Below are 12,123 nucleotides of genomic sequence, written 5' to 3'. Positions count from 1 at the left end.
CGCCCCCCGCGCCCCCCGCGGGGGCCCCCGCCGCGGGCCGACACCACCTTACTCCCACCCCGCGCTGCTGCCCGGGGGTCGCCCCGGCTAACGGTGGGGGTTCCCGGGGCCCACGCCCGTTCAGGAGAACCTGTCCGCTCAGGACACCCTGTCCGCTCAGGACACCCTGTCCGCTCAGGACATCTTCAGCGCCGCCGCCATCTTCGTCAGCTGGCCGAAGGAACCGGTGCCGGCCACGATCGTCGTCGCGCCCTTCACGCCCTCGGTGTCCTTCAGTACCAGGGCCTTGTACCGGCCGCCCGTGTAGCGCGTCCAGGACCGGCCGTCGATCTCCTCGGTGACGTCGGTCGCCGTCGCGCCCTGGCTCGCCTCCTCGATGAAGGCGGACACCTTCCCCGTCGACTGCTCGACCTGTACGTACTGGCCGTCCGGGAGGTGGAAGCCCAGGTGCCAGGTGTCGGACTGGGTGCCCTGATAGCGGACCGAGGTCGCCTTCCACTCGGCGGGAAGCCCCTGGGGCGCGGCCACCGGATACGGCGCGGCACGGCGGGCGGTGAGCAGCTCCACCCGGTAGTCGACCCGCTGGAGGTCGGGCTCTTTGTCGTCGTGCGGGACGAAGGCCCACATGACCAGCCCCGCCAGGACGGTGACGCCCAGCGAGTAGATCATGTTGCGAGCGGTCTTCTGCTTGCCGTTTCTACCTGCCACGCCCCCTATCGTCGCAGGTACCCGGGGCGCTCATCCGTGGGGTCCCCTGCTCATTCAGACAGACTGGCGATAGAGTCATGGTCATACCCTCATCCGGCCGTCGTCGTACAGAAAGGTGCGTTTCGATGACCGAACATCATCATCTTCCCTCCGAACTGGACGTGCCCGCCGAGGCTCCCGACCGCAACCTCGCGATGGAACTGGTCCGCGTGACCGAGGCGGCGGCGATGGCCGCGGGCCGCTGGGTCGGGCGCGGCGACAAGAACGGCGCCGACGGTGCCGCCGTGCGCGCCATGCGGACCCTCGTCCAGACCGTGTCGATGAACGGCGTCGTCGTCATCGGCGAGGGGGAGAAGGACGAGGCCCCGATGCTCTTCAACGGGGAGCGGGTCGGCGACGGCACCGGCGCCGAGGTCGACATCGCGGTCGACCCGATCGACGGCACCACCCTGACCGCGAACGGCATGACCAACGCGATCGCCGTGCTGGCCGCCGCCGAGCGGGGCTCCATGTTCGACCCGTCGGCCGTCTTCTACATGGACAAGCTGGTCACCGGCCCCGAGGCCGCCGACTTCGTCGACATCAACGCACCGGTCTCCGTGAACATCCGCCGGGTCGCCAAGGCCAAGCGGGTCACGCCCGAGGACGTCACGGTCGTCATCCTGGACCGGCCCCGGCACACGGACCTCATCCAGCAGGTCCGGGAGACCGGCGCGCGCATCAAGCTGATCTCCGACGGCGATGTGGCCGGCTCCATCCTGGCGCTGCGCGAGGGCACCGGCATCGACCTGCTGCTCGGCGTCGGCGGCACCCCCGAGGGCATCATCTCGGCCTGCGCGGTCAAGTGCCTGGGCGGCACGATCCAGGGCAAGCTGTGGCCGAAGGACGACGCGGAGCGGCAGCGGGCGCTGGAGGCGGGGCACGATCTGGACCGGGTGCTGACCACCGAGGACCTCGTCACCGGCGAGAACGTCTTCTTCGTCGCCACCGGCATCACCGACGGCGAGCTGCTGCGGGGGGTCCGGTACCGGTCGGAGACGGCCACGACGGACTCGATCGTGATGCGGTCCAAGTCGGGGACGGTGCGGCGGATCGACTCCGAGCACCGGCTGAGCAAGCTGCGGGCGTACAGCGCGGTCAATTTCGACCAGGCGAAGTGACGCCGTCTCCGTCGGTGAAGTGACGCCGTCTCCGTCGGTGAAGTGACCCCGTCTCCGTCGGTGAGGTCGGACACCCCTGGGAGCCGGCATCGAAAAGGCACCCTCTGTGCGGAGAGGGTGCCTTTTCCTCCGCGTTCCTCCGCGTCCGGGTCAGCCGGCCGCCGCTATCTGGCCCGTCGCGCGGGCCGCCTTCTTCAGTTCCAGGTCGCGGCGGCGCCTGCGGGCCAGGACCACGCGGCGCTCGGCGGCGGTGAGGCCGCCCCAGACGCCGTAGGGCTCGGGCTGGAGCAGGGCGTGCTCGCGGCACTCGACCATGACGGGACAGCGCGCGCAGACACGCTTGGCCGCCTCCTCGCGGGAGAGCCGGGCGGCGGTCGGCTCCTTGGAGGGTGCGAAGAACAGGCCCGCCTCGTCGCGGCGGCACACCGCCTCGGTGTGCCAGGGGGCGTCCTGGTCCCGGTCTCGCGTCGGCACCCGCTGGGCCGGAACGGCGGCTACCTGCAGGGACGAAGGCGGCGGTTGCAGCACGGTCTACTCCTGACGACGGCTTCGCGAGCGAGAGACGATGCAGCAAGCCTTACCCGCTGTACGCGCGCCTATGCACTGGGTCCCGAACCGCCGGGTCCGCTCCCGGACTTCGCGGGGGCAACGTCAGTGCCCCAGATGCTTGCGCACATGCCGGTCGACCTTGCGCTGCACCCGGTCGAGGATGTCCACCACCCGGCTGCCCCGCTTCGGGCGGGCCTCGACACTGCCCAGCACGGCCCAGCCGTCCACGTGGACCACGGGGGCCTCGGGGTCCGTCGCGTCGGCCGTGTCCACCTCGAAGCTGCCGAGCACGGCGCCGCCCGCGCCGCGCAGCGTCACGTTCTCCGGCACACGGACCTCGACGCTGCCGAAGACCGAGACCGCCTTGACCACCACCTGCTGGTACTCGAAGACCGCCTCGCCGAGGTCTATCTCGACGCTGCCGAAGACCGAGTACGCGTGGATACGGCGGCCCGCCCGCCAGCGGCCCTTGCGGACGGCGGCGCTGAACACCGCGACGACCCGGTCGTCCGGGTCGGCCGGCAGCACGCCGGGCACGGGCGGGCGCGACGGAGCGGCGGCGGACGCCCGCCGCTCGTGGCCGGCGGGCAGGTCCCGTACGAACACGTCCAGTTCGCCCACCGTCTTGGCGGTCAGCACGCCCTCGACGCGCTCGGCGTGCTCGTCGGCGGTGAGGCGCCCCTCGGCGAGCGCCTCGCGGAGCATGTCGGCGATGCGGTCCCGGTCGGCGTCCGAGGCGCGCAGCTCGGAGACGGGGGTCGGGACGTCCTGCTGCGGGGCGTGCTTGTGAAGGTCCACGGCAGCAGCGTACCGAAACGCGATAGATCGCGACTACCCCTTGCCCGGGTTTACTGAGGACAACCTCACAAGTTCGCCGTTCCCGGCAGGTTCTACGCTGGTGGACGCTGCCAATGGAGGCCAGCGGCCGTCTGTCGAGTGAGGAATGGGCGACATGCCTGAGTTCGTGTACACCGATCTGCTCCCCCAGGGAGAGGACACCACCCCGTACCGGCTGGTGACCTCCGAGGGTGTCTCCACCTTCGAGGCCGACGGGCGTACGTTCCTCAAGGTGGAGCCGGAGGCGCTGCGCAAGCTGGCCGAAGAGGCGATCCACGACATCCAGCACTATCTGCGCCCCGCCCACCTGGCCCAGCTCCGCCGCATCATCGACGACCCCGAGGCGTCGTCCAACGACAAGTTCGTCGCGCTGGACCTGCTGAAGAACGCCAACATCGCGGCGGCGGGCGTGCTGCCCATGTGCCAGGACACCGGCACGGCGATCGTGATGGGCAAGCGCGGCCAGAACGTGCTGACGGCCGGCGGCGACGAGGAGGCCCTGAGCCGGGGCATCTACGACGCCTACAAGAACCTGAACCTGCGCTACTCCCAGATGGCCCCGCTCACCATGTGGGAGGAGAAGAACACCGGCTCCAACCTCCCCGCGCAGATCGAGCTGTACGCGACCGACGGCGGCGCCTACAAGTTCCTGTTCATGGCGAAGGGCGGCGGCTCGGCCAACAAGTCGTTCCTCTACCAGGAGACGAAGGCCGTCCTGAACGAGTCCTCCATGATGAAGTTCCTGGAGGAGAAGATCCGTTCGCTCGGTACGGCCGCCTGCCCGCCGTACCACCTGGCGATCGTCGTCGGCGGCACGTCGGCCGAGTACGCGCTGAAGACCGCGAAGTACGCCTCCGCGCACTACCTGGACGAGATCCCGGCCGAGGGGTCGGAGCTGGGGCACGGCTTCCGGGACAAGGAGCTGGAGGAGAAGGTCTTCGAGCTGACGCAGAAGATCGGTATCGGCGCGCAGTTCGGCGGCAAGTACTTCTGCCACGACGTGCGGGTGGTGCGGCTGCCGCGGCACGGGGCTTCCTGCCCGGTCGCCATCGCCGTCTCCTGCTCCGCCGACCGGCAGGCCGTCGCGAAGATCACCGCCGAGGGCGTCTTCCTGGAGCAGCTGGAGACCGACCCGGCGCGGTTCCTGCCGGAGACGACGGACGAGCACCTCGCCGCCGACGGCGACGTCGTCCAGATCGACCTCAACCAGCCGATGGACGCGATCCTCGCCGAGCTGACCAAGTACCCGGTCAAGACCCGGCTCTCGCTGACCGGCCCGCTGGTCGTGGCCCGCGACATCGCGCACGCCAAGATCAAGGAGCGGCTGGACGCGGGTGAGGAGATGCCGCAGTACCTGAAGGACCACCCGGTGTACTACGCGGGTCCGGCCAAGACGCCCGAGGGGTACGCGTCCGGGTCCTTCGGTCCGACGACCGCCGGGCGCATGGACTCCTACGTCGAGCAGTTCCAGGCGGCGGGCGGCTCCAAGGTGATGCTCGCCAAGGGCAACCGGAGCAAACAGGTCACCGACGCGTGCGGTGCGCACGGCGGCTTCTACCTCGGGTCGATCGGCGGGCCGGCGGCGCGGCTGGCGCAGGACTGCATCAAGAAGGTCGAGGTCGTCGAGTACGAGGAGCTGGGCATGGAGGCGGTCTGGAAGATCGAGGTCGAGGACTTCCCGGCGTTCATCGTCGTGGACGACAAGGGCAACGACTTCTTCCAGGACCCGGCGCCGCAGCCGACGTTCACGTCGATTCCGGTACGGGGGCCGGGGCTGGCCTGACCCGAACGGACCTCGTCCAGGAACAACGGGCCGGTGCCGTTCGCTGTACCGGACATGAGCGACTACCGCATCGAGCACGACTCCATGGGCGAGGTCCGCGTCCCCGTCGACGCCAAGTGGCGCGCGCAGACGCAACGGGCCGTCGAGAACTTCCCCGTCTCCGGGCAGCGGATCGAGCGGGCGCACATCGAGGCGCTCGCCCGGATCAAGGGGGCCGCGGCGAAGGTCAACGCCGAGCTGGGGGTGCTGGACGAGGAGATCGCCGGGGCGATCCAGGAGGCGGCCGGTGAAGTGGCCGAGGGGAAGTGGGACGCGCACTTCCCGGTCGACGTCTTCCAGACCGGCTCCGGCACCTCGTCCAACATGAACACCAACGAGGTCCTCGCCACCCTGGCGACCGAGCGGCTCGGGCGGGACGTCCACCCCAACGACCACGTCAACGCCTCCCAGTCGTCCAACGACGTCTTCCCGTCCTCCATCCACATCGCCGCCACCGCCGCCGTCAGCCGGGACCTGATCCCGGCCCTGGAGCACCTGGCGGCGGCCCTGGAGCGCAAGGCGGAGGAGTTCGCCGACGTGGTGAAGTCGGGGCGTACGCATCTGATGGACGCCACGCCCGTCACCCTGGGCCAGGAGTTCGGCGGGTACGCGGCCCAGGTGCGGTACGGCGTCGAGCGGTTGCACGCCTCGCTGCCGCGGCTGGCCGAACTGCCGCTGGGCGGCACGGCGGTCGGGACCGGGATCAACACGCCGCCCGGGTTCTCCGCCGCCGTCATCGCGGAGGTGGCCCGCGTCACCGGGCTGCCGCTGACCGAGGCGCGGGACCACTTCGAGGCGCAGGGCGCCCGGGACGGGATCGTCGAGACCAGCGGGCAGTTGCGGACCATCGCGGTCGGACTGACGAAGATCGCGAACGATCTGCGGTGGATGGCGTCGGGGCCGCGCACCGGGCTCGCGGAGATCTCGCTGCCCGACCTCCAGCCGGGGTCGTCCATCATGCCGGGCAAGGTGAACCCGGTCATCCCGGAGGCGGTGCTGATGGTCGCCGCCCAGGTGGTCGGCAACGACGCCACCGTGGCGACGGCGGGCGCGGCCGGCAACTTCGAGCTGAACGTGATGCTGCCGGTCATCGCGAAGAACGTGCTGGAGTCGGTGCGGCTGCTCGCCAACGTCTCGCGGCTGCTGGCCGACCGGACCGTGGACGGCATCACCGCCCACCGGGACCGGGCCCGCGAGTACGCCGAGTCCTCGCCGTCCGTGGTCACGCCGCTGAACAAGTACATCGGGTACGAGGAGGCCGCCAAGGTCGCCAAGAAGGCGCTGGCCGAGCGGAAGACGATCCGTCAGGTCGTCGTGGAAAGCGGGTACGTGGAGCGCGGCGACCTGACCGAGGAGCAGCTCGACGAGGCGCTGGACGTGCTGCGGATGACCCGGCCCTGACCTGTCCCGCCGACTCCGGCCGCCGGCACCGCCCGTCCCTGACGTCCCCCGCTCCGGCGCACCCGGCCCGCCCGCGCTCCTCCCGGTGCCCCGGCGTGACGGATGCCGCAGCGCCGGGTGCCCGGGGCACCTAATATCTGTCCATGGCAGACGGTGAGACGGTGAGCGGGGCGACGGGGACGGACGGGCGGGCGGCGTTCTGGACACCCGGCAGCCAGATCCTGTGGCGCTACCGGGAGAACGGCGGACCGCGCCCGCACATCGCCCGCCCCGTCACCGTCGTACGCGACGACGCCGATCTGCTCGCCGTCTGGCTGGCCCCCGGCACCGAGTGCGTCAAGCCCGTACTGGCCGACGGCACCCCGCTGCACCGGGAGCCCCTGTCCACGCGCTACACCAGACCCCGGACCGTGCGGCGCGACCGCTGGTTCGGCACCGGGGTGCTGAAGCTGGCCCGGCCCGGCGAGTCCTGGTCGGTGTGGCTGTTCTGGGAACCGGGCTGGGCGTTCAAGAACTGGTACGTGAACCTGGAGGAGCCGCTGGCCCGCTGGGCTGGCGGGGTCGACTCCGAGGATCATTTTCTGGACATCTCCGTGCACCCGGACCGCACGTGGCACTGGCGGGACGAGGACGAGTTCGCGCAGGCCCAGCGGGACGGCCTGATGGACGCGGCCCTCGCCGAGCGGGTACGGGAGGCCGGGCGGGCGGCGGTGGAGGTGATCCGCGCCTGGGGGCCGCCGTACTCCGCCGGCTGGGAGCACTGGCGGCCGGACCCGGCGTGGCCGGTACCGGCCCTCCCGGCGGACTGGGATCGCACGCCCGCGCACGTGTCCTCGTGAGACCCTTGATACGCCCCCGGGCAACAAACGTAGGATCGTCCTCCGCAAGGGCTCGCGGTGGCAACAGGCGTGGCACACGCAGGGCTTGACCGAACGTCACCGAGGGGCGGCAGGACGTGAGCGAGGGGTACGAGGGCAACGCCGGCACGGATCACGGCAGGCCCGGCGGCAGTCCAGGAACAGCCTTCGACCGCGCGGGAATTCCGTTCCCGGGGCGCGTGTTGCGGGTATCGGGACTTCTGCGGGACGAACCGCGCGCGCGGCGCGCGGTCGCTCACGGATGGATTCGACACGCGTGACGGAGCACCCGATCTCCTTCGAGCGCCCCCAGGCGGGCAGCGACCCCACGGACCCCCGCGGGGCGCTGCTGCACACCCCGGCGCCACCGCGCGCCCCGGAAGGCGCCCTGCCGGCCCAGGGCCATGCCGGGGACGTCCCGCCGCCCGGGACCGCCGCGGTGGGCGGGGACCCCGTCGACGTCTCCGAGCACGCCCAGCCGGGCACCGAGCAGCCGGCCGGACCCGACGCGCACCGCCCGCGGCCGATACCGGTGCCGGAGGGCGTCCCGGCCCCACCCGGCGGTGTCCCGGCCGAGCAGACCGGGGCCGAGCGGCGCAGCGGGCAGCCGCTGCCGCCGGGACGGCCCACGCCGATGCGGCGGGACGGGGACCGGTTGCGCTTCGTGGGCGCCGCCACCCGGCGGATCGCCCGGGGCATGGACCTGGACGAGATCGTGATGGGGCTGTGCCGGGCGACCGTGCCGACGTTCGCCGACGCCATCCTGGTCTATCTGCGCGAGCCGCTGCCGGTCGGCGACGAGCGGCCCACCGGTCCGCTGGTGCTGCGGCTGCGCCGCACCGACCGCATCCCCGCCGAGCGGGACACCGAGGGCGGGTTCATGCCGCCGGTCCAGCCCGAACCGGCCGACCTGGACACGGTCGGAGCGGAGCTGTGCGAGGTGCGGCCGGGCAGCGCGCTGGCCGAGGTGCTGCGCGGGGTGCGCCCGGTCTTCACGGACGCGCCCGCGGCCCGCGCCGCCCTGCCCGAACTCCTCGGCGACCTCAGCGACCTCCCGCTGCCCGACGGACGGCGTGCCGTCCTGGCTCCGCTGCGCGGCCGGCGCCGGGTGATCGGCGCCGCGCTGTTCCTGCGCCGTCCGGAGCGGGCCGCCTTCGAGGCCGACGACCTGCTGGTGGCCGCGCAGCTCGCCACGCACAGCGCGCTGGGCATCGACAAGGCGGTGCTGTACGGCCGCGAAGCGTACATCGCCGACGAGTTGCAGCGCACGATGCTGCCGGAGAACCTGCCGCGCTGCACCGGCGTACGGCTGGCCTCGCGTTACCTGCCGGCCGCCGAGACGGCCCGGGTGGGCGGCGACTGGTACGACGCGATCCCGCTGCCCGGCAGCCGGGTCGCGCTGGTCGTCGGGGACGTGATGGGCCACTCCATGACGTCGGCGGCCATCATGGGCCAGCTGCGCACCACCGCGCAGACCCTCGCCGGGCTCGACCTGCCGCCGCAGGAGGTGCTGCACCACCTCGACGAGCAGGCCCAGCGCCTGGGCACCGACCGCATGGCGACCTGCCTGTACGCGGTCTACGACCCGGTCTCGCACCGCATCACCATCGCCAACGCCGGCCATCCCCCGCCCGTCCTGCTGCACCTGGGCGGCCGGGCCGAGGTGCTGCGGGTGCCGCCGGGCGCCCCGATCGGCGTCGGCGGCGTGGACTTCGAGGCGGTGGAGCTGGACGCGCCCGCCGGGGCGACGCTGCTGCTCTACACGGACGGCCTGGTCGAGTCCCGCCTGCGCGACGTGTGGACCGGCATAGAGCAGCTGCGGGAGAAGCTCGCCGCGACCGCCCAGCTGACCGGCCCGGACCATCCGCCGCCCCTGGAAGCCCTGTGCGACGAGGTGCTGGACATGCTCGGTCCTGGCGACCGGGACGACGACATCGCACTGCTCGCCGCCCGCTTCGACGGGATCGCGCCGAGCGACGTGGCGTACTGGTACCTGGAGCCGGAGGACGCGGCGCCCGGCCGCGCCCGCCGCCTGGCCCGGCACGCGCTGGCCCGCTGGGGTCTGGAGGAGCTGACCGACTCCGTCGAACTGCTGGTCAGCGAGGTCGTCACCAACGCGGTGCGGTACGCCTCCCGCCCGGTGACCCTGCGGCTGCTCCGCACCGACGTGCTGCGCTGCGAGGTCGGCGACGACGTGCCGCAGCTGCCGCGCCTCAGGCAGGCCCGCGCCACCGACGAGGGCGGGCGCGGGCTGTACCTGGTGAACCGGCTGGCCCGGCGCTGGGGCGCGACCCGGCTGAGCACCGGCAAGGTGGTCTGGTTCGAGCTGAACCACGGCTGAGCGTACGGCCCCGGGAAAAGGGGGAGGGCGCCCGGTGCACACCGGGCGCCCTCCCCCTTTTCCGTCCGCTTTCCGTCCGCTTTCCGTCGCGTCCGTCCGACGGCTACCAGCCGCCGCCCGGGAAGCCGTCGTCCTCCTCGTCGGTCTCGTCACCGGTCGGCGGGGGCGTGGTGCTCTCCTCGTCGTCCGGCGGAGGCGTCGTGGTCTCGTCGTCCGGGGGCGGCGTGGTGGTCGTCTCCTCGTCGGTGGGCGGCGCCGAGGTCGTCTCCTCGTCCGTGGGCGGGGCCGAGGTCGTCTCCTCCGGGGGCGGCGACGAGGTCGTCTCGGTCGGCGGTGCCGACGTGCTGGGCGCGACCGCGGCGCCCTGCTTGGTGTCCAGGTCGAACTTGCTGGTCTCGTCCATCACGCCGAAGGTGTACGCCGCCCAGATCTGCGCCGGGAACCCGCCGCCGTTGACGCGGTCCTCGCCGCCCGCGCCGTACATCGCGACCTGGCCGTGGGTCTTGGCGTCCTCGCCGAACAGGCCGACGGAGGTGACCAGCTTGGGCGTGAAGCCGGTGAACCAGGCCGACTTGTTGTTGTCGGAGGTACCGGTCTTGCCGGCCACCTGCTGGCCGTCGCGCATCGGGTTGTCCCGTACGGACGTCTTGGCCGTACCGTCGTCGACCACGCCGGTCAGCACGCTGGTCACCGTGTCGGCGGCCTCGCGGCTGATGACCTGCTCGCCGACCGGGTCGGGGAACTCGACCGCGCGGGAGTTGTGCTCGACCGACTTCACGATGGCCGGGGTGACCTTCTTGCCGTGGTTGTCGAGGGTGGCGTAGACGCCGGCCATCTGGAGCGGGCTGGCGCCCATACTGCCCAGGGTCTGGGCCGGTACGGCCTGCAGGTCGTCGTCCATGCCGAGGTCGGCGGCGACGTCCACCACCTGGTCCATGCCGACGTCGACGCCCATCTGCGCGAAGACGGAGTTGACGGACTTGTTCATGGCCGTCTGGACGGAGATGTCGCCGTAGTCGACGTCGTCCTCGTTCTCGGGCGCGAAGCCGACCTTGGTGCCGTTCTGCTCGACCTGGCGCTTGCTGGTGCCGTCGTAGACCGTGTTGGCCGTGATCGGCACGCCGTCCTGGGTCTCGGCGTCCTGGTCCACGGCGGCGGCGAGGATGACCGGCTTGAAGGTGGAGGCGGGCTGGTAGTCCTTGCGGGTGGCGTTGTTGACGTAGTGCTTGAGGTAGTCCACGCCGCCGTACATCGCCACGACCGCGCCGGTCTTCGGGTCGACGGAGACGGCGCCCGCCTGGACGTCGGCGTCGACGTCCCGCTCGTCGGCGTCGAGCTTGCCGGTCAGCTGCTCCTTGACGGACTTCTCCAGCGCCGCCTGCTTCTTCTTGTCGATGTTGAGGGTGACGGTCCAGCCGCCGGCCTCGACCATCGCGGCGGCCTGCTCCTTGTCCTCGGCGGTGCCGGCGGCGACGAGCTGGTCCTCCAGCGCGTCGTTGGCCGCGTCCACCAGGTAGCCGTTCTGGCCCTGCATGCCCGCGACGCCCCGGGGTTCCTCGGGGACCGGGAACTTCGCGGCCTGCCGGTCGGAGGTGCTCAGCCAGTCCTGCTCGACCATCTTGTCCAGGACGTAGTTCCAGCGCGCCTTGGCCAGCTTCTTGCCGGTCTCGGTGGCGACCGCCCAGTCGTACTGGCTGGGCGCCTGGAGCAGCGCGGCGAGGTAGGCGCCCTGCTCGACCGTGAGTTCCTCGGCGTCGACGCGGTAGTAGGCCTGGGCGGCGGCCTGGATGCCGTAGGCGCCGCGGCCGTAGTAGCTGGTGTTCAGGTAGCCGGCGAGGATGTAGTCCTTCGACTTCTGCTGGTCCAGCTTGAGGGAGATGACCAGTTCCTTCAGCTTGCGCGTGACGGTCTGGTCCTGGGTGAGGTAGTAGTTCTTGACGTACTGCTGGGTGATGGTCGAGCCGCCCTGCGCGCCCTTGCCGGAGAGGGTGTTGAGCAGGCCGCGGGCGGTGCCCTTGATGTCGACGCCGGAGTCGTCGTAGAAGGTCTTGTTCTCGGCGGCGACGAAGGCGTGCTGGACGTCCTTGGGCACCTTGGAGAGGTCGACGATCTCACGGTTGCGCTCGCCGCTGCGGGTCATGACGGTGCCGTCGCCGTACTTGTAGACGTTGCTCTGCAGCGTCGCGTCGGCGTTGCCCTCGGGTATCTGGATCATCATGTACAGCACGACGAAGGCGCCCATGCCGAGCAGGCAGAGTCCGAAGACGGTCCCGAGGATCTTCTTCCAGGTGAAGAGCCGGCGTATCCGTCCCTTGCCGTTCGCGGCCGGTGGACGGCGGCGCTTGGGCGCCGCGCGGCGTCCGCCACGCTGTCGCGCTCTTCTCTCTTCCGCTCGTCCCATGGGCCCGTTCCGCTCCGCTTCGTTCGTGTGTGCTCACAAGACACACA

9 protein-coding genes are annotated in these 12,123 nt (G+C 71.5%); 5 read left to right on the top strand and 4 right to left on the bottom strand.

Translation table 11 applies throughout. The annotated features are described in order from the left end of the window. Window positions 1-174: 174 nt before the first annotated feature. Window positions 175-708, bottom strand: coding sequence for a DUF4245 domain-containing protein (locus ACZ3IG_RS11550; protein ID WP_467431105.1), 534 nt, complete (start codon window positions 706-708; stop codon window positions 175-177). 125 nt (window positions 709-833) lie between these two features. On the opposite strand from ACZ3IG_RS11550, the gene glpX reads away from it, so the two are divergent. After that, window positions 834-1,868: a class II fructose-bisphosphatase gene (gene glpX / locus ACZ3IG_RS11545; protein WP_467431103.1), complete on the top strand. Its 1,035-nt coding sequence runs from the start codon at window positions 834-836 to the stop codon at window positions 1,866-1,868. 150 nt (window positions 1,869-2,018) lie between these two features. On the opposite strand, the gene ACZ3IG_RS11540 is transcribed toward glpX, so the two are convergent. Together ACZ3IG_RS11540 and ACZ3IG_RS11535 are read right to left on the bottom strand one after the other, a co-directional pair. After that, complete coding sequence (locus ACZ3IG_RS11540; protein WP_467431101.1) at window positions 2,019-2,396, bottom strand: WhiB family transcriptional regulator; 378 nt, start codon at window positions 2,394-2,396, stop codon at window positions 2,019-2,021. A 123-nt stretch (window positions 2,397-2,519) separates the two neighbouring features. Continuing rightward, complete coding sequence (locus ACZ3IG_RS11535; RefSeq protein WP_467431099.1) at window positions 2,520-3,215, bottom strand: DUF1707 SHOCT-like domain-containing protein; 696 nt, start codon at window positions 3,213-3,215, stop codon at window positions 2,520-2,522. Window positions 3,216-3,360: 145 nt separating this feature from the next. On the opposite strand from ACZ3IG_RS11535, the gene ACZ3IG_RS11530 reads away from it, so the two are divergent. From ACZ3IG_RS11530 to ACZ3IG_RS11515, 4 genes are all read left to right on the top strand, one after another. Continuing rightward, on the top strand, window positions 3,361-5,037 hold the full coding sequence (locus ACZ3IG_RS11530) for a fumarate hydratase (RefSeq protein ID WP_467431098.1): 1,677 nt from the start codon (window positions 3,361-3,363) through the stop codon (window positions 5,035-5,037). Window positions 5,038-5,091: 54 nt separating this feature from the next. Next, window positions 5,092-6,477 (top strand): class II fumarate hydratase, encoded by a 1,386-nt coding sequence (locus ACZ3IG_RS11525; protein ID WP_467431668.1) that lies wholly within the window; start codon window positions 5,092-5,094, stop codon window positions 6,475-6,477. 143 nt (window positions 6,478-6,620) lie between these two features. Then, window positions 6,621-7,316 (top strand): cytidylyl-2-hydroxypropylphosphonate hydrolase, encoded by a 696-nt coding sequence (fomD, locus tag ACZ3IG_RS11520; RefSeq protein ID WP_467431096.1) that lies wholly within the window; start codon window positions 6,621-6,623, stop codon window positions 7,314-7,316. Between the two features lie 280 nt (window positions 7,317-7,596). Further along, on the top strand, window positions 7,597-9,675 hold the full coding sequence (locus tag ACZ3IG_RS11515) for an ATP-binding SpoIIE family protein phosphatase (RefSeq protein WP_467431093.1): 2,079 nt from the start codon (window positions 7,597-7,599) through the stop codon (window positions 9,673-9,675). A 103-nt stretch (window positions 9,676-9,778) separates the two neighbouring features. On the opposite strand, the gene ACZ3IG_RS11510 is transcribed toward ACZ3IG_RS11515, so the two are convergent. Then, window positions 9,779-12,076: a transglycosylase domain-containing protein gene (locus ACZ3IG_RS11510; RefSeq protein WP_467431092.1), complete on the bottom strand. Its 2,298-nt coding sequence runs from the start codon at window positions 12,074-12,076 to the stop codon at window positions 9,779-9,781. Between the last annotated feature and the right edge of the window lie 47 nt (window positions 12,077-12,123).

The organism is Streptomyces sp. NPDC016677 (assembly GCF_055562815.1).
This window is presented reverse-complemented; position numbering and strand designations above follow the sequence as displayed.

Bases quoted from the DNA above. Each gene is read 5' to 3' on its own strand.
- ACZ3IG_RS11510 (WP_467431092.1), bottom strand. From the start codon at position 12,076: ATGGGACGAGCGGAAGAGAGAAGAGCGCGACAGCGTGGCGGACGCCGC.
- ACZ3IG_RS11515 (WP_467431093.1), top strand. From the start codon at position 7,597: ATGGATTCGACACGCGTGACGGAGCACCCGATCTCCTTCGAGCGCCCC.
- ACZ3IG_RS11530 (WP_467431098.1), top strand. From the start codon at position 3,361: ATGGGCGACATGCCTGAGTTCGTGTACACCGATCTGCTCCCCCAGGGA.
- ACZ3IG_RS11525 (WP_467431668.1), top strand. From the start codon at position 5,092: ATGAGCGACTACCGCATCGAGCACGACTCCATGGGCGAGGTCCGCGTC.
- fomD (WP_467431096.1), top strand. From the start codon at position 6,621: ATGGCAGACGGTGAGACGGTGAGCGGGGCGACGGGGACGGACGGGCGG.
- glpX (WP_467431103.1), top strand. From the start codon at position 834: ATGACCGAACATCATCATCTTCCCTCCGAACTGGACGTGCCCGCCGAG.